This is a genomic window from Achromobacter deleyi (assembly GCF_016127315.1).
GTDB classification, from domain to species: domain Bacteria; phylum Pseudomonadota; class Gammaproteobacteria; order Burkholderiales; family Burkholderiaceae_B; genus Achromobacter; species Achromobacter insuavis_A.
On sequence record NZ_CP065997.1, the window covers coordinates 6,169,363 to 6,190,023 of the forward strand.

A 20,661-nucleotide genomic window follows, 5' to 3' on the forward strand; every position below is an offset into this window, starting at 1 on the left:
GGCCATGCTGAACACGATGCAGTCCGATGCCGAGACATCATGGCAACCCGCCGAGCCGCGCCCGGCAGGCGCAGGAACGGCCGGCGCCTCGGGATGGCGCATCGACACCATCCTGGCGACGCCGGCGCAGCAACTGTTCGCCTCGGGCGACCTGGACGAGGCGCGCGCGATGGTGGGCCGGGTGATGCGGCCGCACCACCTGGGCGTGGTGGGGTCGACGCAGCGCCTGAACGCGCGCATGCACCACCAGCCGCTGGGCGAGGTATCGCTGAACCGGCTGCGCTACGGCGCGAACGTCGAGATCCGGCCGGGGCCGCTGGAGGACTTCTTCCTGGTGCAGATGCCGCTGTCGGGCACCGCCCTGATCGAAAGCGGGCCGCAGCGGGTGGATTCGACGCCGGACGTGGCGTCGGTGGTCAGCCCGGACGACGACCTGGCGATGCATTGGGCCGACGACAACGACCAGTTCATGTTGCGCGTGGGCCGCTCGCTGCTGGAGCGCACGCTGGTGGGCCACCTGGGCTGTACGCTGGAGCGGCCGCTGCGCTTCCAGCTGGGGTTCCGCTGGCGCGAGTGTCCGGCCTGGCGCTGCCTGATGGCATACCTGCTGGATTGTTCATCGCAGCATGCGGATCTGGCCGAGCACAAGCTGATCGTGCACCAGATGGAACAGCTGGTGGCGGCGACGCTGCTGTCCACCCTGCCCCACAACTACAGCGCCACGCCGGCGGGCCGGCGCGGCGCGGTGCTGCCGCGCCACGTGCGCTGCGTGCAGGATTATCTGCAGGCGCATGCGCATGAACCGGTCAGCGCCGAACAACTGGCGCGCATCGCGGGGGTCAGCGTGCGCAGCCTGTATGCGGGCTTCAAGGAATTCCTGGGAATCAGCCCCATGCATTATCTGCGCGACCTGCGCATGGAGCGGGCACGCGCCGAGCTGGTGGCGGGCGAATGCCAGAACGTCGCGGGCGTGGCGCTGCGCTGGGGTTTCGCCCACCTGGGGCGCTTCAGCGCCAGCTACAAGGCGCGCTATGGCGAAAGCCCCAGCCAGAGCGTGCGGCGGCACGGCTGAAGCGGCAACATCAACCGCACGCGCGGGACCTTCGGTTCAAACCACCGTGGGGAGAGCCCATCGCAGACGATCATCCGCGCGCGCTGAATGCGTTCAGCGCGGCTTCCAGGTCAGCCCGTCGGTCGAGCGGTATTCCGGCGTGCCGGTGCAGCAGCCGCCGGCGCCGAACGCCTGGCGGCCGATGAAGGCCTTCACGTAGCCCTTCTCCGCCGTCAGTTCCTGGCGCACGCAGAGCGTGGGCAACAGGTAGAAATCGCCTTCCAGCACTTGTGTCCAGGTGACATTGCCGCCCTCTGCCGGGTCCACCTTGTAGACCTTGCATTCATGCATCAGCAGGTGGATGGGCTTGCCCGCCAAGGTGCCCTTGAACTGGAGTTCGGGCGGCGTCTCCTGCGTGGCCAGGGTCTCGGCCGTCAAGCGGGACACGGCGGGCGGCGGCAGCGACGAATCGCAGCCCGCCAGCGCAACCGCCGCGCACAGGGCAAGGCGGGCGGCGCGTGTCATGGCGCGGCCCGGTCAAGCCACGTTTGCGTAGCGTTGTTCAAGGTACGCGATGATGTCGTTGGACTCGTACATCCAGCGCGTGCCGCCCGCTTCTTCGATGCGCAGGCACGGCACCTTGACCTTGCCGCCGCCGGCCTGCAATTCAGCGCGCGCCTGGGGATCCCCCTTGGCATCGCGCAGCGCGACGGGCACGTTCAGGCGATGGATGGCGCGCCGCGTCTTGACGCAGAACGGGCAGGCATGGAATTGGTAGAGCGACAGCGCGGTCGCCTCGCGGTCGACGGCGGCCTGGCCCTGCGCCGAGCGTTGCTGCGGGCGCGGACGTGTCAGCGCATCGCCCAGAACAATCAATTGACCCAAACCGACACGCAAGGCTTTGACAATCATGGATGGCAACTTGAAACGAAAAGAGGCCTTGAGTCTAGCCGATTCGCGGCGACAGGCGGTTTACGCCCGCCTTGCCATCGCCCCTTCCCCGCGGCGGGCCCGCTGCCGGGCCGGCCCGCCGCACGCTGCCCCAAGGGCCTGTTCACCCAAAAAGGCGCCTGGCACAGGTCCTAGAACGGAATCGCCAGCTTGACGTACAACTGCGCGCCTTCCGGCCGGTTCTTGACCTGGAATTCCTGCTGCCACTTGGCGGTGAACAGCCAGCCGCGGTCGTTCATGTAGCGCACCGACGGCCCCACCCCAAAGGCGCGGGCGCGGCCGGCGGCGCTGTTGGGGCCGTTGTCGTCGGTGACCTGCTGGAAGGCATGGCCGCCCACGCCCAGCACCCAGCCCTTGCCCACGCCCCAGCCCAGCGCGTAGTCGGCGTGGATGGCCTGGCCGGAACGGGTGTCGGTGGCGCTGTTGCGGAAGTTGAAGTCGTACATCAGCTTGAGGTCGGCGTTGAAGCCGTCGGGGCTGATGCGGCTGAGCGCGAACACGGGCTGGGCGGTCCAGTAGTTCTTGCCCAGGCTGGACGGGTCCTTGCGGTCGTATTCGCCGGTGGGCGCGTACATGTCCAGGCCAACCACGTAGTGCAGCGATTCGGACAGGTGATAGCCGAGCGCCACGCCCAGCGTCATGTCGCCCAGGCCGGTGCTGCGGTAGCGCTGGCCGCCGGCCTTGAAGGTGACGTCCAGCAGCGGCGCGATGGCATGGAAGGCCAGCTGGCCGCCGAACACCTGCTGTGGCGTGACCCAGATCAGGCGCGGGGCCAGCACGTTGACGTCGACCTTGAAGTCCGGCACCGGCAGGCGCTCGCCGTCGTTGCCGCGCAGCTTGTCGTAGCGGGCGCCGCCGCCATAGACCAGCATGTGCACGCCGGGCGGCGGCAGCGCGCCCGACATGAAGTTCTCCAGGCCGTCCGGATAGATGCCCAGGCCGCCGCCTTCAGTGGCGTGCGCCACGCCGCCGGCCAGCGCCAATGCCGCGGCGCAAGCCAGCCGGCGTGTCAGGTGTCTGCTCATGTTCCGCTCCTGCCCCCGCGGGGCGCGAGATGTTGTGCGACGAGATAGCCGGAACCGCCGCCCAGTCCGGGACCCGGGTGGGTGGCGGCGCCGATGTGGAAAAGGTTGCGCAGCGGCGTGCGGTGTCCGCGCGCGCCATGGCTGCCGGCAAAGGGCCGCAGCCAGAAAAACTGGTCGGGCGAACAGACACCCGAATACGGATCGCCGCCCACCAGGTTGCAGTTCAGCGCCTCCAGGTCGGCCGGCGAGTAGCTGCGGCGGCCGATGACGCGCTGCGCCAGGCCCGGCATGACCTGCTCCAGGCGCGCCTGCACGCGGTCGGCGACGGCTTCGCGCAGGGCCTCGGTCCAGCGGCCGTCGGCGGGCGTCTCGATCTGGCCGGCGGCGTCGCCTTTGACGCGCACCGGCAGTTCCTGCATCTGCACCCACAGGATCCAGCCGCCGGCCGGCGCGCGCGACGGGTCGACGGCGACCGGCTGGCCGATGGCCAGCGTCGGCCGCGCAGGCAGCAGGCCATTGTTGGCTTCGGTGACCGAGGCGCAGACCTGCTCCATGCTTTCCGTCAGGTGCACCAGCGGCACGTGGCGCAGTTCCGGCGTGCGCCAGTCGGGCGGCGCGTCGAGCGCGAAGTGGATCTGCATGCCGCCACGGCCGTGGCGGTAGCCGGCGGCGCGGCGCCGCACCGGCTCCGGCGCGTCGGGCAGCAGCGTGCCGTACAGCTGGCCCGGCGTGACGTTGCAGACCACGGCTTCGCTGGCGCGGTATTCGCGGCCGGCGGCCACCACGCCGACGGCGCGGCGGCGGCGGCCCTCGCCGCGCGTCAGGATGCGTTCGACCGCGCAGCCGGTCAGCAGCTGGCCGCCGTGGTGTTCGATCACCTTGGCCAATGCGTCCACCACGCCCTGGCTGCCGCCCTTGACCACCGGCATGCCGCCGGCCACCACCGCGGCGAAGGTCAGTTTGCCGATCAGCGCCGAACAGGCGTCGTCCGGGCCCAGGCCGGTGTGCAGCACCCACGGCGCGATCAGCGCGCGCACGGCGTCGGATTGCAGTTCGCGGTTCGACCAGCGGCGAAAGCTCTCCAGCGAATCGGCGGCGAACGCCATCAGGCCGTCCAGGCCGCGCCGGCGCCACTCGCCGAACAGCAGCTTGAGCATGCCGGCGCCATAGGGGTTCTGCCCCAGCAGGCCGAAGGTCAGCGCGGCGTCTTCGCCGAACAGGCGTTGCGCCATGGCGCCGAAGGCGGCGCCGTCGCCGGGCGCCCAGGCGTCCAGGCGCCGCGCGCTGTCCGCGATGTCCTGCTTGAGCGCGATGCCGCTGCCGTCGGGCAGCACCAGGCCGGTGGTGTAGTCGCACTGGGCGAATTCCAGGCCGGCCGCTTGCAACGCCGGCTTGAGGGCGGCGTAGGCGGGACTGCCGACGAACAGCGGGTACCAGCTGGACAGCACGTCGTGGCGGTAGCCGGGAAACAGCTCTTCGGTACGGATGCAGCCGCCCAGGCGGTCGTTGCGTTCCAGCACCAGCACCGATTTGCCGCGCTGCGCCAGCAGCGCCGCGCACACCAGCGAATTCATGCCGCTGCCCACCACGATGATCTGGGCGTCGGACGCTGAAGGTAAGGACATCACAGGCTCCGGCCGGTCACGCGGACCGGGAAGGTTGATGAAGCAAGAACGCGCGGGGTGCCGGACTTGTCGCGCCATCACGCGCTGGCGCGTCAGGTCAGCGCGGTGAAGCGTCCCGCGTGGAACACCAGCGGCGTGGCCTCCAGGCTGGCCACGCGCAGCACCCGGCCGAACAGCAGCAGGTGGTCGCCGGCCGGGCTCTGCTGATCGTTGGCGCAGACCAGCGTGGCCACCGCGCCGGCGATGGCGGGCACGCCCTCGGGCACCTCGTGCAGCTCGGCGCCCTCGAACTTGTCCGGCACCGCCGGGTCGGCGAAGCGCCGCGCCAGCGCCTCCTGGCCGCAGGCCAGCACGCTGATGGTGAAGTGGTCGCAGTCGCGGAACGCCGCCAGGTTGGGCGAGCGGTTCACCAGGCTCCACAGCACCAGCGGCGGATCGAGCGACAGCGAGGCGAACGAGTTGATGGTCAGCCCGACCTTGCGGCCGTCCGGACAGCGCGTGGCGACGATGGCCACGCCGGTCGGGTAGCTGCCCAGCACGCCGCGCAGGACCTTGGGATGCAGGTCGGTGCTGCCCCAATCCAGGGCCGCCATCACGCCGCCGCCCGGGTGGATTTCTCAGCGATGAAGGCCTCGCAGGCCGTGGCGTCGGTCCACCACGGGAAGAAGCTGGGCGGATGGTTGAAGCCGTTGGCGACGGCGCTGGCCAGCGCGGGCGCATCGCCGGCGGCCTGCAGCAGCTGCAGCAGGTGCGGCGGCGGCGGCAGCAGCATCGAGTTGGTCCAGTCGACCACGGCGCTGGCGTAGTCCCAGAAGCGCTCGAAGGTCTGCTGCATCCACTCGGCCGCGAAAGCCTGGTCGCCGCGCGCCAGGATCGCCTCCAGATAGACGGCGCAGGCCTTGGTGGCGTTGTTCGAGCCCTGGCCCGTGATGGGGTCGTTGGTGACCACGGCGTCGCCCAGCCCGAACACCAGGCGGCCGGACGGCAGCGTCATGACCGGCTTGCGCACCGTGGGCGCGAAGCTGCCGGCCAGGATGCCGTTGGCATCGGTCAGCTCGACCGACGCGCAGCGCTCGGCCTCCCAGGGCAGGAAGGTGCGCAGGATGTCCAGACTCCTGGCCAGGTGATCCTGCGGCGTCTTGATATCGCGCCAGCAGTCCATCGGGCCGCCCGGCACGCCTTCGAACACCATGATTTCGCAGGGGCCGGTGGTGGTGAGCGCGGGGAACACGAAGTACTCGCCGACGCCGGGGATCAGGTTGAAGGCGACCCGCGAGAACACCGGCGCCGGGCGCATGCCGTGCACGTAGGTCAAGGCCAGCGCGCGCTGCGGCTTGTCGAAGCGCGAGCGCGCGGTGTCGCGCTCGAACAGCTTGACCACGTCGCCCTTGCCGGCGGCCAGCAGCACCAGGTCGTGCGAGGCCGCCAGCAGTTCCAGTTCGGCCACGCCGCCGTCCTGGATCAGCAGCCGGCCGCCGCGCGCCGCGAACAGTTCCATCCAGGCGGGCATCTTGATGCGCTGGTCCACCGCCTGGGCCGGGCGGTCCAGGCGCGCGGCCCAGTCGATCAGCTTGTGGCCGGGGCGCTCGGGGTGCGGCACGGCCAGGCCGATGCCTTCGACCGGCGGACACGCGGCTTCCCACTGGTTCAGGCCCAGGTCGCGCTCGATCTGCAGCGAGGCATCGAACATGCACTGGCTGGACATGACCTTGCCGCGGCGGATGTCGTCCGGCTCGCGGTTGGTGACCACGGTCACCTCGTAGCCCTTGTCCAGCAGGCCCAGTGCCAACGGCAGGCCGGCCTGCCCGCCTCCGACGATTGCGATTCGACGCATGATGGATCTCCAGTGTGATGTGCGGGCCCGCCACATGGGCGGCGGGCCGGTGAACGTCAGGCCGGCCTTATTCGGCCAGGCGCGGGATGGCGGGACGGGCCTGTTCGGGGCCCATGGCGGAATAGCCGCCGTCCACGGCGTAGTCGGCGCCAGTGACGAAGCTGGCGTGGTCCGACAGCAGGAAGGCGACCACCTCGGCCACTTCGGCCGGATCGCCGGCCCGGCCCAGCAGGTGGAAGTCGGCGGCGACCCGGTCGGTCTTGGCGCGGTCGCCGTGGGTCAGTTCATCCATCACGCGCGACCAGGTCCAGCCGGGCGAGACGGAATTGACGCGGATGCGGTCGCCGGCATAGTCCATCGCCAGGCTGCGGGTGACCTGCAGCAAGGCGGCCTTGGAGACCGGGTAGAGCCAGCGGCCGGTCTGCGCCACGCTTGATGAGATGCTGGTGAAGTTGACGATGGCGCCGCCGCCGGCGGCGACCAGATGCGGATGCACGGCGCGGGCGGCCATGACGGCGCTGACGACGTTGATGTCCAGGGCGCGCAGCCAGTCGGCGCGGCCGGAGGCGGCGCCGTCGTCGAGGTAGGTGGCGGCGAGGTTGACCAGGTAGTCGATGCGGCCGAAGTGGGCGGCGGTCTCGGCGACGGCGCCAGCCAGCTGGGCGTCGTCGGTGATGTCGAGCGGCCAGGCGCGGATGCCGTCGGGGTCGATGGCGGCGACGCGGGCGGCGCCTTCGGCGTCGATGTCGAAGATGGCGACGCGCACGCCCTTGGCGCGCAGCGCGGCGACGACGCCGGCGCCGATCAGCGTGGCGCCGCCGGTGACGATGGCGGTTTTATCGGCCAGTCCCTTCATTTGTTTGCCTCTTGGGTTGCTGAGATCGTGAGGCGGATGTTGAGGGCGGGCGCGGGCGGGGCGGTAGCCGGATTTGGCGGTGGGTATCCGGGGAGTGCGGGTATTGCGGGGTGGGTTGATGCCCGTCAGGGGGGGATGGCCGGTGGCTGCTGTGGGTATCCGGTTTTTGCTTCGTATGTATGCGAGCGGGGAGAGTTGTGGCTTTGGGAGGAGGTGCTTCGTAGGTCGCCCCTCGGTCTGTCGCGCTGCTGGACCCGTGTGCAGGGAATGGAACTTTCAGGGCTGCCAATCTTGGCCGCGCGGGCGGCCAAGATTGGCGTCCAGGCGTTTGAGGGGGTGGCGAATGCGCTGCGCGCCGGTGATCGATGCATATCCATCTTCCGCAACTTGCGGGGAGATAGAGAGAGGTTGGCCATTCCACCGATGCGGGGAGCGGAGGGTGAAGCGCGTATCGGGTCGTGCGGTCAGTCCACCCTTCTCCACACGCTGGCGAGCCAGGGTTGTTGTTCGCGCGGCAGGCCGTCGGGGCGGTAGTAGTGTTCGAGTTCTTCGAAGCCGGCGGCTTGCAGCAGGGTGTGCCAGCCGTCCAGGTCGTGGTAGGCGCCGTAGCGGCCGCGGTTCCAGCCTTCCTGGTTGCCGCCGCGGGGGTTGGAGCTGAAAAGGACGCCGCGGGGTTTTAGGGTGGCGCGCAGGTCTCGCAGGACGCGGGGCAGTTCCTGGGTGGGGACGTGGAACAGGACGGCGTTGGCGAAGATGCCGTCGAAGCGGGCGGCGGGCAGTTGCAGGTGCAGGAAGTCCTGGTGCCAGACCTCGCAGCCGCTGGCGGCGCGGGCCATGGCGACGAAGCTGGGGGTGCCGTCCAGGCCGACGGCGCGGTGGCCGAGGGCGGTGAAGGTCTTGAGGTCGCGGCCGGGGCCGCAGCCCAGGTCGAGGATGTCGCAGGGGGGCTCGCCCTCGATGTGGCGCAGCAGCGCGGCGATGTTCTGGCTGACGTCGTGGTCGCGCGTGCCTTGCTCGAAGGACTGGGCGCTGTCTTCGTAGTGGGCCAGCGTCAGCGAGGTGATCTTGGCGAGGTCTTCGGCGTCGAGTTTCATGGGACGATTGTGCCGCAAAAAAAACCGCGCACGTCACCGTGCGCGGGTTTGTGGTCGAGAGCGGCCGGCTAAGGTTCGGCCGACTGCATTGCGACCGTCGTCAGGCGGCCAGGCGGCCTTCGATCTTGATCTTGGTGGCGGGCAGGTCTTGCGGCAGGCCCTGGGCCAGCTGGCCGAACAGCTCGTCGTGCAGCGCCAGTTCGTCGCGCCAGGCGCCGGCGTCGACCGACATGACCTGCTCGAACTTGTCGGGACTGAATTCCAGGCCGGTCCAGTCGATGTCCTGGTAGCTGGGCGAGACGCCGAACACCTGGTCGACGCCGCTGGCCTGGCCGTCGATGCGGCCGAGCATCCAGCGCAGCACGCGCATGTTCTCGCCGAAACCGGGCCAGACGAACTTGCCGTCGGGGCCCTTGCGGAACCAGTTGACGCAGTAGATGCGCGGCAGCGTGGCGCCGGCGGCTTCGAGCTGCTTGCCCAGGTTGAGCCAGTGGTTGAAGTAGTCGCTCATGTTGTAGCCGCAGAACGGCAGCATGGCGAACGGATCGCGCCGCACCACGCCCTGCTGGCCGACGGCCGCGGCGGTGGTTTCCGAGCCCATGGTGGCGGCCATGTAGACGCCTTCGACCCAGCTGCGGGCCTCGGTCACCAGCGGCACCGTGGTGGAGCGGCGGCCGCCGAAGATGAAGGCGTCGATCACCACGCCCTGCGGGTTTTCCCATTCCGGATCGATCGACGGGCACTGCGCCGCCGGGGCGGTGAAGCGCGCGTTGGGGTGGGCGGCCTTGCGGCCGGTCTCGCGGGCGATGGCCGGGGTCCAGTCCTGGCCCTGCCAGTCGATCAGGTGCGCGGGCGGCGTGTCGGTCATGCCTTCCCACCAGACGTCGCCGTCGTCGGTCAGGGCGACGTTGGTGAAGATGACATTGGCCTTGAGCGTGGCCATGGCGTTGAAGTTGGTCTGCTCGCTGGTGCCCGGGGCCACGCCGAAATAGCCGGCCTCGGGGTTGATGGCGTGCAGGCGGCCGTCGGCGCCCGGCTTGATCCAGGCGATGTCGTCGCCGATGGTGGTGACCTTCCAGCCATCCATGCCCTGCGGCGGGATCAGCATGGCGAAGTTGGTCTTGCCGCAGGCCGACGGGAACGCCGCGGCCACGTGGTACTTGCGGCCCTTGGGCGATGTGACGCCCAGGATCAGCATGTGTTCGGCCAGCCAGCCCTGGTCGCGGCCCATGGTGGAGGCGATGCGCAGCGCGAAGCACTTCTTGCCCAGCAGCGCGTTGCCGCCGTAGCCCGAGCCGAAGCTCCAGATCTCGCGGCTCTTGGGGAAATGGACGATGTACTTGGTGGCGTTGCAGGGCCAGACCACGTCGGCCTCGCCGGCGGCCAGCGGCTTGCCGACCGAGTGCACGCAGGGCACGAAGTCGCCGTCGGCGCCGAGCACGTCGTAGACCTGCTTGCCCATGCGCGTCATGATGCGCATGTTGACCGCGACGTAGGGGCTGTCGGACAGCTCGACGCCGATGTGGGCGATGTCGGAACCCAGCGGGCCCATCGAGAACGGCACCACGTACAGCGTGCGGCCGCGCATGGCGCCGTCGAACAGGCCATTGAGCGTGGCGCGCATCTCGGCCGGGTCGGCCCAGTTGTTGGTCGGGCCGGCGTCCTCGGGACGGTCGGAGCAGATGAAAGTGCGGTCTTCGACGCGCGCCACGTCGGACGGGTCGGAACAGGCCAGGAACGAATTGGGCCGCTTGGCCGGGTTCAGGCGGCGCATGGTGCCGGCCTGGACCATCAGTTCGCACAGGCGGTCGTATTCTTCCTGCGAGCCGTCGCACCATTCGACGCGATCCGGTTTGGCCAGCGCCACCACACTGGCGACCCAGTCGATCAGGCCGCGGTGCTTGACGTACGCGGGTACGTTCAAGGCCGCCAGGCCCCCGTCCAAGGGCTTATTCATTAGGGTTATCTCCATACTAAGGCTAATGGCGATACGGCCCCTTTTGAGTGGGGCCGTATACATGTTTGCGCCATCATACTTGCAGCGCCGGGTCGGCCGTCAACCCGACCAAACGGACGAGTTTGTCACCGGGTTTGTCATCGCTTTTTTCAATGGCTGGCGCGCTCAGGCATAGCTGCCGTCACGCAGGGAACGGCGGATGATCTTGCCGGTGGCGGTGGTCGGCAAACTGGTTACAAAGCGGATGCGGCGCGGGTATTCATGCGCCGCCAGGCGGGTGCGCACGTGCGCCTGCAGCGCCTTGACCAGCGCCTCGTCGCCGGCCACGCCGTCGTGCAGCACCACGTAGGCCATCACCACCTCGGTGCGCTCGGCGTCGGGCACGCCCACCACGGCGGCCATGCGCACCGCGGGGTGGCCCAGCAGGCAGTCCTCGATCGGCCCGGGGCCGATGCGGTAGCCGGCGCTGGTGATGACGTCGTCGTTGCGGCCGACGAAGCGGATGAAGCCGTCGGCGTCGCGCACGCCCATGTCGCCGGTCAGCAGGTAGTCGCCGGCGAATTTCTCGGCAGTGGCCTGGGGGTTGTTCCAGTAGCCCAGGAACATCACCGGGTCGGGCCGCAATACGCCGATATTGCCCTCCTGGCCATCGGCCATTTCGGCGCCCTGCTCATCCACGATGGCGACCCGGTGTCCGGGCGCGGCGCGGCCGATGCTGCCGATGCGCGGCGCGAACAGCGACGAGCACGACGACACCAGCATGTTGCACTCGGTCTGGCCGTAGAACTCGTTGATGGCCACGCCCAGCACGCGGCGGCCCCAGTCGATCAGCTCGGCGCCGAGCGACTCGCCGCCGCTGGCCACCGAGCGCAGCGCCAGCGCGCCTGGCGCGGGCGGCTGGGCCACGCCACGCATCATCTTGAGCGCGGTGGGCGGCAGGAAAGTGTGGCTGACGCCGTGGCGCGCCATCAGGTCGAAGGCCGCGGCGCCGTCGAATTTCTCGAAGCGCCGCGCCAGCACCGGCACGCCGTGGTGCCAGGCCGGCAGCAGCACGTCCAGCAGGCCGCCGATCCAGGCCCAGTCGGCCGGCGTCCACATCAGCGTGGCGCGCTCGGGGAAGAACTCGTGCGACATCTCCACGCCGGGCAGGTGGCCCAGCAGCACGCGGTGGGCGTGCAATGCGCCCTTGGGCTTGCCGGTGGTGCCCGACGTGTAGATGATGACGGCCGGGTCGTCGGCCGCCGTGGGCGCCGGTTCGAACTGCTCGGACTCGGCGTCCAGCGAGGCATGGAACGGCAGCGCCCCGCCCTCGCCCGGGCCGTCGATGCAATAGACCGTGCGCAGGGCCGGCAGCGTGGCGCGGATCTCCTGCAGGCGGCGGCAGCCCTCGGCGTCGGTGACCAGCGCGGCGGCGCCGCTGTCGGCCAGCCGGTACTGGATCGCGTCGACGCCGAACAACGTGAACAGCGGCACCGCCACCGCGCCCAGCTTGTAGACGGCGATGTGGGTCACGGCGGTCTCGGGCGCCTGCGGCAGGTAGACCGCCACGCGGTCGCCGCGCCGCACGCCCTGGCGCCGCAGCGCGTTGGCCAGCTGGTTGCTGCGCGCCTTGATCTGGTCGAAGCTGTAGCGCGTCTGGCTGCCGTCGCTCTTCTCGTGGATCAGCGCCAGGCGGCCGCTGCCGTCGGCCCACTTGTCGCAGGCGTCCACGCCGATGTTGTAGGCCGCCGGGACGCGCCATTGGAAGGAGGACGCCAACTGCGCGTAGGTATCGGTTCTGGACAGCATGATGCTCGGGTCTCCGTGTCGCGGTTCTTGTGTTCGCTGTTCTTGTGGTCGTTTTTGTAGTCGTTATGATAGTAAGCCCCGGCCACTTCCGATCGTCCCAGCCACCCATGCAGAAAACCGCCGCCGTCCCGATGCGCCGCCCACCGGCCAGCGCCAAGTCCGAGCAACGGATACGGGACATCCTGCGGGTCGCGCGGCAGGTGTTTTCCGAGGCCGGCTTCCAGGCCGCCACCACCACCGAGATCGCGCAGCGGCTGGGCGTGTCCGAAGGCACGGTGTTCACTTATTTCGGCGGCAAGCGCGAGCTGTGCGTGCGCGTCATCAGCGACTGGTACGACGAGATCATCGCCAAGGTCGAGGACAACCTGCCGCTGGTGCAGGGCACGCGCGCCCGGCTGCATTACCTGGTGCATGCCCACCTGCGCCACCTGCTGGCCGAGGGCACCGGGCTGTGCGCCTTCATTCTGTCCGAAGGCCGCGCCCGCAACGACGATTTCGGCGAGATCTACGCCGGCCTGCAGCGGCGCTACACGGCGCCGCTGATGCGCATCCTGGCGCAGGGCCAGGCCGACGGCCACATCCGCCAGGACATGCCGCTGCGCCTGCTGCGCTCGGCGGTCTACGGGCCGATGGAACACGTGCTGTGGGACGCCATCCTGGGCGGCGCGCGGGTCGACGTGGCCACCACCGCCGACCACCTGGTCGACTTCCTGTGGCAGGCGCTGCAGCCGCCGCGCCGCGATGCCCTGGCGCTGGCGCAGTTCCGCGGGGAAGTGCAAGACGCCCTGCATCGGCTTCAGTCCGCCGAGAACAAGGACGGCGGCGCGTACTGAGGAAAGCCGTCGTAGGTGTCGCCGCGCTCGGCCGGCGGCAGGGTCCAGGAATGGCGCGCGTTGGGCACGCCGCCATCGACGCGGATGACGCTGCCATTGATGAAGGCCGCCGCCGGCGACAGCAGGAACACCACCGCCGCCGCCAGCTCGGCCTCGGTGCCGAAGCGCTGCAGCGGCACCTTGGCGGCCAGCCCGCGCAGCACCGCGCGGTATTCCTCGTCGTAGCTGTCCATGCCGCTGGAGGCGATCCAGCCCGGCGCCACCGCATTCACGCGCACGCCGGCATGGGCCCATTCGCAGGCCGCCGTCTCGGTCAGGTTCCAGACGCCGGCGCGGGCCGCGCCGGAATGCCCCATGCCCGGCATGCCGCCCCAGATGTCGGCCAGCATGTTGACGATGGCGCCGCCGTGCTGGCGCATGTGCTGGGTGTAGACCTCGCGCGCCACCAGGAAAGTGCCGTGCAGGTTGTTCTGCACCACCGCGTTCCAGCCGTTGAAGCTGATCTGCTCCAGCGGCGCGGGGAACTGGCCGCCGGCGCAGTTGAACAGGCCGTCGATGGCCCCATGCGCGGCCAGCGCGTCGGCCACCGCGCCGCGCACGCCGGCTTCGTCGCGGATGTCGCAGGCGTGCAGTGTGATGCGGCCGGCGGCCTCGGGGTAGACGCGCGCCAGTTCATCGCGCGTGGCCGTCAGCTTTTCCGGCTTGCGGCCCACCAGCGCCAGGCCCGCGCCCAGCGAGGCCAGCTCGTGCGCGGTGCAGCGGCCCAGGCCGCTGCCGCCACCGGTCACCATGACCGTCTTGCCATCGAACAGGCCCGGCCGGAAGACCGACGCGTAGCGCGCCGCGGCGCCCGCGCCGTCGGGGGAATGGCTCATGTCTCGCTCCATCGTTATTTTTTTGAGGATAACTCAATATTCGTCCTACAAATATCCCGTATTGGCGTAACACCCTATATCTTCATTGAATTGGTCCGGGTTATTAATTGAGTTGAAATCAATATACGGAGACCCGCATGACATCCGACAGCCCGCTGCTGGCGACCCGCGACGGCCCCGTCGCCCGCCTGACGCTGAACCGCCCCGACCTGCGCAACGCCTTCGACGAGACGCTGATCGCGGCCCTGACCGCCGCGGTGCGCGAGGCGGCGGACGATGCGGCCGTGCGGGTGCTGCTGCTGACCGGCGCGGGCAAGGCCTTCTGCGCCGGCGGCGACCTGAACTGGATGCGCCAGATGGGCACGCTGACGGACGCCGACAACCGCGCCGACGCCGCCCGCCTGGCCGACATGCTGCGCGTCATCTGGACCTGCCCCAAGCCGGTGGTGGCCGCCGTCAATGGCGACGCCTATGCCGGCGGCATGGGCCTGGTGGCCGCGTGCGACATCGCCATCGCCGCCGACCATGCGCAGTTCTGCCTCTCGGAAACCCGCCTGGGCCTGCTGCCGGCCACCATCAGCCCCTACGTCATCCGCGCGATGGGCGAGCGCGCCGCCAACCGCTACTGCCTGACCGCCGAGCGCTTCGACGCCGCGGCCGCCTACCGCATGGGGCTGCTGCACGGCGTGGCGCCGGCCGCGCGATTGCAGGACGAAGCCGAGGCGATCTGCCGCGCCCTGTGCGACAACGGCCCGCAGGCGGTGCAGGCCAGCAAGCGGCTGGTGCGCGACTTCGCCGGCCAGCCGCTGGACGCCGCGCTGATCGCCGATTCGGTCGAGCGCATCGCCACCGTGCGCGGCTCGGACGAAGCGCGGGAAGGCGTCAGCGCCTTCCTCGAAAAGCGCCAACCCGCCTGGCGCGCGCGGTGACACGCCATGTGACGCGCCACACAGCAGGCCGCGGCGCCCCGCCCGCATTGCGGACGATGCCCCGCGCGGGCCAGGGGAAATATCCGGGTTAACCCCAGCCGGCGTTTAACATGCGGGCTTCGTCCACAAGAGAAGCCGCATGTCCGCCTGCCGTCGCGCCGCCTGGAAACGTGAAATCGTCGCCACCCTGCTGCTGAGCCTGCCGCTGGTGCTGACCAATCTCGCCCAGATCGCCATGACGGTGACCGACGTCATGTTCATCGGCCACCTGGGCTCGCAGCCGCTGGCGGCGAGCGCGCTGGGCGCCAACCTGTATTCGGCCATCGCTTTCTTCGCGCTGGGCCTGGTCAGCGCCACCGCGCCGATGGTGGCGCGGGCCGAGGGCGCGCGCCGCAACTCGGTGCGCGATGTGCGCCGCACCGTGCGCCAGGGCCTGTGGACCGCGGTGCTGGTCTCGGTGCCGGGCTGCCTGGCGCTCTGGTATGGCGAGCAGATCCTGCTGTTGCTGCGCCAGCCGCCCGAGTTGGCGGCGCCGGCCGGCCAGTACCTGCGCGCCCTGCTGTGGGCCATGCCGCCGTTCCTGGGGTTCCTGGTGCTGCGTTCGTTCGTGGCCGCGCTGCAGCAGGCGCGCTGGGCCTTCATCGTGGCGGTCGGCGCGATCCTGTTCAACGTGCTGGGCAACTGGGTGCTGGTGTTCGGCAACCTCGGCTTTCCGGCGCTGGGCCTGATCGGCGCGGGCGTGGCCAGCGCGATCGCCAGCCTGAGCCTGTTCCTGGGCATGGTCGTGGTGGTGCTGCGCGACCGGCGTTTCCGCCGCTATCGCCTGTTCGGCGACCTGTTGCAGCCCGACTGGAAGCGCCTGAAGGCGTTCTGGAAACTGGGCCTGCCGATCGGCGTGGCCACCGCCTTCGAAGTCACCATCTTCAACGCCGCGGCCTTCCTCATCGGCTGGCTGGGCGAATCCGAGCTGGCGGCGCACGCCATCGCCATCCAGATCGCCAGCGTGACCTTCATGATTCCCTACGGCGTGGCCCAGGCGGCCACGGTGCGGGTCGGCTACGCCCAGGGCGCGGGCGACAGCGTGGGCGTGACCCGCGCCGGCTGGAGCGCCTTCGGCCTGGGCATCGGCTCGATGGTGATCGCCGCGGCCCTGATGGTGACCGTGCCGTACGCGCTGGTGTCGGTGTTCATGGACGTGCGCGATCCGGCCAACGCCAAAGTGCTGGCCTTCGCGGTCAGCTACCTGGCGGTGGCGGCGGTGTTCCAGATCGTCGACGGCGCGCAGGTGCTGGGCGCGGGCATGCTGCGCGGCCTGCACGACACCCGCGTGCCGATGATCTACGCGGCCATCGGCTATTGGGGCGTGGGCCTGCCGTGCGGCGCCTGGCTGGCATTCCAGGCAGGCTGGCGCGGGGTCGGCATCTGGAGCGGACTGGCGATCGGCCTGGCGGTGGTGGCGGTGCTGATGATGCAGCGCTGGACCCGTCGCGGCACGCTGGGGCTGGTGGGGCGGCACGTGTCCCACATGCCATAATCGCCGATGCATTTCCTGGAACCCCCATGCCCACCGATTCGCCCGCTTTGCCCCCGTCCTTTCCGCCCCTGAACGCCGAGCGCCTGTGGGCGCGCGTCGAAACCCTGGCGCGCTACACCCTGCCCGACCAGCCCTGGACCCGGCGCGCGTTCTCGCCGCTGTTCCTGGAGGCGCGCGAGTGGCTGCGCGGCGAATTCGAAGCCGCAGGCCTGACCACGCGCCTGGACGCCGGCGGCAACCTGGTCGGCGCCCGCGCCGGCCGCAACCCCGCGGCAAAGCCCATCGCCACCGGCTCGCACTGCGACACCGTCATGAGCGGCGGCCGTTTCGACGGCATCATCGGCGTGCTGGCCGGCATCGAGGTCGCCCACGCGATGCAGGAACACGGCATCGAGCTGGAGCACCCGTTCGAGGTCATCGACTTCCTGTCGGAAGAGCCCAGCGACTACGGCATCTCGTGCGTCGGCAGCCGCGCCCTGAGCGGCCAGCTCAGCGCCGACATGCTGGCCGCCCGCAACGCCGACGGCGAGACGCTGGCGCAAGGCATCGCCCGCATCGGCGGCGACCCCGCCGCGCTGGCCCGGCCCTTGCGCGGACCGGACGGCACCGCCGCCTTCGTCGAACTGCACATCGAGCAAGGTCCGGTGCTGGAGTGCCGCCAGCTGCCGATCGGCGTGGTCACCAACATCGTCGGCATCCGCCGCGTGCTGATCACGGTCGAGGGCCAGCCCGACCACGCCGGCACCACGCCCATGGACATCCGCCGCGACGCCCTGGTCGGCGCGGCCCGCATCATCGACGCCGCCAGCCGCCAGGCCAGCGCCGCCAGCGGCAATCCGCACTACGTGGTCGCCACCGTCGGCAAGCTCGCCATGACGCCCAACGCCGCCAACGCCGTGCCCGGCCGCGTCGAGCTGACGCTGGAAATGCGCAGCGACAGCAACGCGGTGCTGGACGCCTTCCCCGAGACGCTGATGGCCGGCGTGGCCGCCGACCTGAAGGCGCTGCGCCTGAGCGCCGGCTTCGTGCCACTGAGCCGGGCCCAGCCCACGGACTGCACGCCGCTGGTAATGGACGCGGTGCAAGCCGCCGCCGACCAGCTCGGCTACGCCAACATGCGCCTGCCCAGCGGCGCCGGCCACGACGCCGTCTACATGGCGCCCACCGGCCCCATCGGCATGATCTTCATCCCCTGCCTGAACGGGCGCAGCCACTGCCCCGAGGAATGGATCGAGCCGGCGCAGCTGCTGGACGGCACCCGCGTGCTGTACCAGACCGTGCTGGAACTGGATCGCAGGCTGTCCCGATAACCTCCACCCCGATGCCGCCATGGACCAGATAGAACTGAACGACAGCACCGCCGACCGCTACCTGCTGGACACCCCCGGCCTGACGCTGCTGGTGTTCCACAGCCGCACCTGCGGCACCTGCCGCATCGCGCGCGAACAGTTGCCGAAGCTGGACCTGCCGGTGGAACGCGTGTGCTGGGTCGATGCCGGCGAGAACGGCGGCCTGGTGGAACGCTACGAGGTCTTCCACCTGCCGGCCATGTTCGTGACCCGCGACGGCGCTTTCTTCGGCCCGGTGCAGGCCAGCCTGGCCGAATGGGACCTGCGCCAGCAAATCGGACTGGCACTGGACAGCTACCCGGCCGAACTGCCATGAGCGCCGTCGCCGCCCTCGCGCCCCCGGCCCGCCGTCCGCTGGACTCGCTGGCCACCGGCGTGATGCTGCTGCTGTGCGTCTGCTGGGGCTTCCAGCAGATCGCCATCAAGCTGGTGGCTGCCGACATCTCGCCCATCATGCAGGTCGGCCTGCGCTCGGCCTTCGCGGCGCTGGTGCTGGGCGTGGTGGTATGGCGCGGCGAAGGTTCGCGCGCGCTGCGCGACGGCACGCTGGGCGCCGGCATCCTGGTGGGGCTGCTGTTCGGCTTCGAGTTCCTGGCGATCGCGCAGGGGCTGGTCTACACGACGGCCTCGCACATGTCGGTGTTCCTCTACACCGCGCCGATCTTCACCGCGCTGGGGCTGCACTGGCGCGTGCCCGAGGAACGCATGGCGCCGCTGCAATGGCTGGGCGTGGCGGTGGCGTTCGGCGGCATCGCCGTGGCCTTCCTGGGCAATGGCCAGCCGCAGGCCGCGGCCGCCGCCAGCAACATGCTGCTGGGCGACGCGCTCGGCCTGCTGGGCGGGCTGCTGTGGGGCGCCACCACGGTCGCGATCCGCCGCACCGCGCTGTCGGAAGCGGCGCCGTCCAAGACCCTGTTCTACCAGATGGCGATCGCCGCGCTGGTGCTGCTGGCATATGCGGCCGCGACCGGCAACGCCGGCATCCGCTACACGCCTTCGGCCATGCTGAGCGTGGCGTTCCAGTCGGTGGTGGTGGCGCTGTCGAGCTACCTGGCGTGGTTCTGGCTGCTGCGGCGCTACCTGGCCTCGCGCCTGTCGATCCTGTCGTTCATGACGCCGCTGTTCGGTGTGTCGTTCGGCGTGCTGATCCTGGACGAGCCGCTGGACGGCGCATTCGTGATCGGCGCGCTGATGGTGCTGGCCGGCATCTCGCTGGTGAGCGGCGCCGGCCTGCTGCGCGAGAAGCTGCGGCGCGGCCGGCGGGTCTGACCGGCGCCGGGCCACGCGCCGGCCTTCAGGCCCGGCGCGCGCCGCCCAGGTTCAAGACGATCAGCGCCGCGCCCGCCAGCACCAGCGCGAAGCCCCACCAGTCGGCCGCGGCCGGGCGATCCCCCACCAGCGCCATCGCGCCCAGCACGCCGACCACCGGCACCATCAACGTGGTCAGGGCCGCCACCGTGGCGCTGACCCGTTCGCTCAGCACGAACCACAGCCAGTACGCCACCGCCGTGCCCAGCACGATGTGGAACGTCAGCGCCGCCGCCACCCGCGGGCTCCAGCCCTGCAGCGGAAACGCCTCGCCGGCCAGCAATACGCCCGCCAGCGCGCAGGCCGCGCCCACCGCCAGCTGCCACGCCGTCACCACGATGCGATGCCCCATCACCGGCCAGCGCTTCAGGTAGACCGTGCCGGCGGCCCACCCGAAGGCGGCGGTGAGCGGAAACACCAGGCCGCGCGCGGCGGCCAGGTCGTGATCGGCAAAGATGGCGCGCAGCACCGGCCAGGCCAGCACCGCCACGCCCAGGCCGCCCAACAGCAGCGCCAGGCCGCGGCGGCGATCCAGGCGTTCACCCAGCACGGCCCAGGCCAGCAGCGCCGACATCATCGGCATGGTGAAGGTCAGCACCGCCGCGCGCGAGGTGCTGGTGCTGAGCTGGGCCCAGGCCACCGCCAGGTTGAACACCGCCACGGCCAGGATGCCGCCGATGACGATGCCCGGCCAGGAGGCGCGCGGCGGCAGCAGCGACAGCCCCTTGGCGCGCGCCAGCGCCAGCAGCAGCAAGGCGCCGCTGCCCAGCCCCAGCAGGCGCAGGGTGAACGGCGGGCAGATCGACAGCACGATCTTGACCGCCGGCCAGTTCAGGCCCCAGAACAGGGCCAACGCAACGGGGATCAGGCGCACGCGGCCTTTTCCCGGGCGATCAGCGCTGCCAGGCCCTGGCGCTGGTTGCCTTCGGCGTCGAAGTTGTCGGGGCTGAGCCAGCTTTCGTAGGCCGCGCGCAGGGCGGGCCATTCGCTGTCGATGATCGAGAACCAGGCGGTGTCGCGGCTGCGGCCGCGATAGACGATCGCCTGGCGGAAGATGCCCTCGAACTGGAAGCCCAGGCGGGCTGCCGCCGAGCGGGACGGCGCGTTCAGGCTGTCGCACTTCCATTCATAGCGGCGGTAGCCCAGCTCGTCGAAGGCGCGGCGCATCAGCAGGAACTGCGCCTCGGTGGCGATGCGGGTGCGCTTGAGCAGGCGCGAAAACGCCACGTGGCCGACCTCGATCACGCCGTGCGCGGGTTCGATGCACATCAGCGACAACGAACCGACCGCGCGGCCGCTGGCCAGGTCGATGACGGCGTGGTGGAACGGGTCGCTGCCCGGCTGCGCCTGCGCCTGCTCGGCGAACTTGCGGTAGGCGGCCTCGTCGGCAAAGGGGCCGGCGGTCATGTAGGTCCAGTCGCTGCCATCGGGCGCCTGGTTGAAGGCATGGAACAGGTCGGCCGCGTGGCGCTCGGCCGACAGCGGTTCGAGGCGGCAGTAGCGGCCCTGCGCGTTCGCCATGGGCGGGCGCGGACGCGGCCTCCAGTCGGGGAGCGCGGGGCCGACGGGTTGTTGGTATTCATTGACGCGGGGTTGCATGCTGCGAGGCCTTGTCCAGGTTGGAAAGCAGGTGGGGTGACGCCGCCGCCATC

The 20,661-nt window shown here is 70.3% G+C and carries 20 protein-coding genes; 7 read left to right on the plus strand and 13 right to left on the minus strand.

Annotation, left to right across the window (positions count from 1 at the left end):
- Positions 1 to 4: 4 nt before the first annotated feature.
- The gene (locus tag I6I07_RS27790) at positions 5 to 1,072 is read left to right on the plus strand and encodes an AraC family transcriptional regulator (RefSeq protein ID WP_198484537.1); all 1,068 of its coding nucleotides are present in this window, start codon (positions 5 to 7) and stop codon (positions 1,070 to 1,072) included.
- Positions 1,073 to 1,165: 93 nt separating this feature from the next.
- Here I6I07_RS27790 and I6I07_RS27795 read toward each other — a convergent pair whose 3' ends face one another.
- From I6I07_RS27795 to I6I07_RS27840, 10 genes are all read right to left on the minus strand, one after another.
- Positions 1,166 to 1,576 (minus strand): hypothetical protein, encoded by a 411-nt coding sequence (locus tag I6I07_RS27795; RefSeq protein ID WP_198484538.1) that lies wholly within the window; start codon positions 1,574 to 1,576, stop codon positions 1,166 to 1,168.
- A gap of 12 nt (positions 1,577 to 1,588) precedes the next feature.
- Complete coding sequence (locus tag I6I07_RS27800; protein WP_198484539.1) at positions 1,589 to 1,963, minus strand: glutaredoxin family protein; 375 nt, start codon at positions 1,961 to 1,963, stop codon at positions 1,589 to 1,591.
- Between the two features lie 170 nt (positions 1,964 to 2,133).
- Positions 2,134 to 3,027 (minus strand): SphA family protein, encoded by an 894-nt coding sequence (locus I6I07_RS27805; RefSeq protein WP_035360232.1) that lies wholly within the window; start codon positions 3,025 to 3,027, stop codon positions 2,134 to 2,136.
- Entirely contained in the window at positions 3,024 to 4,652 is a 1,629-nt protein-coding gene (locus I6I07_RS27810; RefSeq protein ID WP_198484540.1) for a phytoene desaturase family protein, read from the minus strand. Before I6I07_RS27810 ends, I6I07_RS27805 begins: the two co-directional genes overlap by 4 nt.
- A gap of 92 nt (positions 4,653 to 4,744) precedes the next feature.
- On the minus strand, positions 4,745 to 5,245 hold the full coding sequence (locus I6I07_RS27815; RefSeq protein ID WP_006394178.1) for a flavin reductase family protein: 501 nt from the start codon (positions 5,243 to 5,245) through the stop codon (positions 4,745 to 4,747).
- On the minus strand, positions 5,245 to 6,486 hold the full coding sequence (locus I6I07_RS27820) for a styrene monooxygenase/indole monooxygenase family protein (RefSeq protein ID WP_198484541.1): 1,242 nt from the start codon (positions 6,484 to 6,486) through the stop codon (positions 5,245 to 5,247). Before I6I07_RS27820 ends, I6I07_RS27815 begins: the two co-directional genes overlap by 1 nt.
- Before the next feature lie 67 nt (positions 6,487 to 6,553).
- On the minus strand, positions 6,554 to 7,342 hold the full coding sequence (locus I6I07_RS27825) for an SDR family oxidoreductase (RefSeq protein ID WP_198484542.1): 789 nt from the start codon (positions 7,340 to 7,342) through the stop codon (positions 6,554 to 6,556).
- 464 nt (positions 7,343 to 7,806) lie between these two features.
- The gene (locus I6I07_RS27830) at positions 7,807 to 8,436 is read right to left on the minus strand and encodes a class I SAM-dependent DNA methyltransferase (RefSeq protein WP_198484543.1); all 630 of its coding nucleotides are present in this window, start codon (positions 8,434 to 8,436) and stop codon (positions 7,807 to 7,809) included.
- A gap of 100 nt (positions 8,437 to 8,536) precedes the next feature.
- Complete coding sequence (locus tag I6I07_RS27835) at positions 8,537 to 10,393, minus strand: phosphoenolpyruvate carboxykinase (GTP) (RefSeq protein ID WP_006394171.1); 1,857 nt, start codon at positions 10,391 to 10,393, stop codon at positions 8,537 to 8,539.
- Between the two features lie 165 nt (positions 10,394 to 10,558).
- Positions 10,559 to 12,181 (minus strand): acyl-CoA synthetase, encoded by a 1,623-nt coding sequence (locus I6I07_RS27840; protein WP_198484544.1) that lies wholly within the window; start codon positions 12,179 to 12,181, stop codon positions 10,559 to 10,561.
- A 107-nt stretch (positions 12,182 to 12,288) separates the two neighbouring features.
- On the opposite strand from I6I07_RS27840, the gene I6I07_RS27845 reads away from it, so the two are divergent.
- Entirely contained in the window at positions 12,289 to 13,014 is a 726-nt protein-coding gene (locus I6I07_RS27845) for a TetR/AcrR family transcriptional regulator (RefSeq protein ID WP_006394169.1), read from the plus strand.
- Here I6I07_RS27845 and I6I07_RS27850 read toward each other — a convergent pair.
- Complete coding sequence (locus I6I07_RS27850) at positions 12,978 to 13,889, minus strand: SDR family oxidoreductase (RefSeq protein WP_198484545.1); 912 nt, start codon at positions 13,887 to 13,889, stop codon at positions 12,978 to 12,980. The two genes, I6I07_RS27845 and I6I07_RS27850, sit on opposite strands and share 37 nt — an antisense overlap.
- A gap of 137 nt (positions 13,890 to 14,026) precedes the next feature.
- On the opposite strand from I6I07_RS27850, the gene I6I07_RS27855 reads away from it, so the two are divergent.
- From I6I07_RS27855 to I6I07_RS27875, 5 genes are all read left to right on the plus strand, one after another.
- Entirely contained in the window at positions 14,027 to 14,818 is a 792-nt protein-coding gene (locus I6I07_RS27855) for an enoyl-CoA hydratase/isomerase family protein (RefSeq protein WP_198484546.1), read from the plus strand.
- Between the two features lie 139 nt (positions 14,819 to 14,957).
- The gene (locus I6I07_RS27860; protein WP_198484547.1) at positions 14,958 to 16,352 is read left to right on the plus strand and encodes an MATE family efflux transporter; all 1,395 of its coding nucleotides are present in this window, start codon (positions 14,958 to 14,960) and stop codon (positions 16,350 to 16,352) included.
- Between the two features lie 47 nt (positions 16,353 to 16,399).
- Positions 16,400 to 17,662, plus strand: coding sequence for a Zn-dependent hydrolase (locus tag I6I07_RS27865; RefSeq protein ID WP_198487699.1), 1,263 nt, complete (start codon positions 16,400 to 16,402; stop codon positions 17,660 to 17,662).
- A gap of 19 nt (positions 17,663 to 17,681) precedes the next feature.
- The gene (locus I6I07_RS27870) at positions 17,682 to 18,017 is read left to right on the plus strand and encodes a thioredoxin family protein (RefSeq protein ID WP_006394163.1); all 336 of its coding nucleotides are present in this window, start codon (positions 17,682 to 17,684) and stop codon (positions 18,015 to 18,017) included.
- Positions 18,014 to 18,970 carry a DMT family transporter gene (locus I6I07_RS27875; protein ID WP_198484548.1) on the plus strand — a complete coding sequence of 319 codons (957 nt, stop codon included), beginning with the start codon at positions 18,014 to 18,016 and terminating at the stop codon, positions 18,968 to 18,970. Before I6I07_RS27870 ends, I6I07_RS27875 begins: the two co-directional genes overlap by 4 nt.
- A 25-nt stretch (positions 18,971 to 18,995) precedes the next feature.
- Here I6I07_RS27875 and I6I07_RS27880 read toward each other — a convergent pair whose 3' ends face one another.
- Together I6I07_RS27880 and I6I07_RS27885 are read right to left on the minus strand one after the other, a co-directional pair.
- Positions 18,996 to 19,883 (minus strand): DMT family transporter, encoded by an 888-nt coding sequence (locus I6I07_RS27880; protein ID WP_198484549.1) that lies wholly within the window; start codon positions 19,881 to 19,883, stop codon positions 18,996 to 18,998.
- Positions 19,874 to 20,608 carry a GNAT family N-acetyltransferase gene (locus tag I6I07_RS27885; RefSeq protein WP_198484550.1) on the minus strand — a complete coding sequence of 245 codons (735 nt, stop codon included), beginning with the start codon at positions 20,606 to 20,608 and terminating at the stop codon, positions 19,874 to 19,876. Before I6I07_RS27885 ends, I6I07_RS27880 begins: the two co-directional genes overlap by 10 nt.
- Positions 20,609 to 20,661 lie beyond the last annotated feature (53 nt).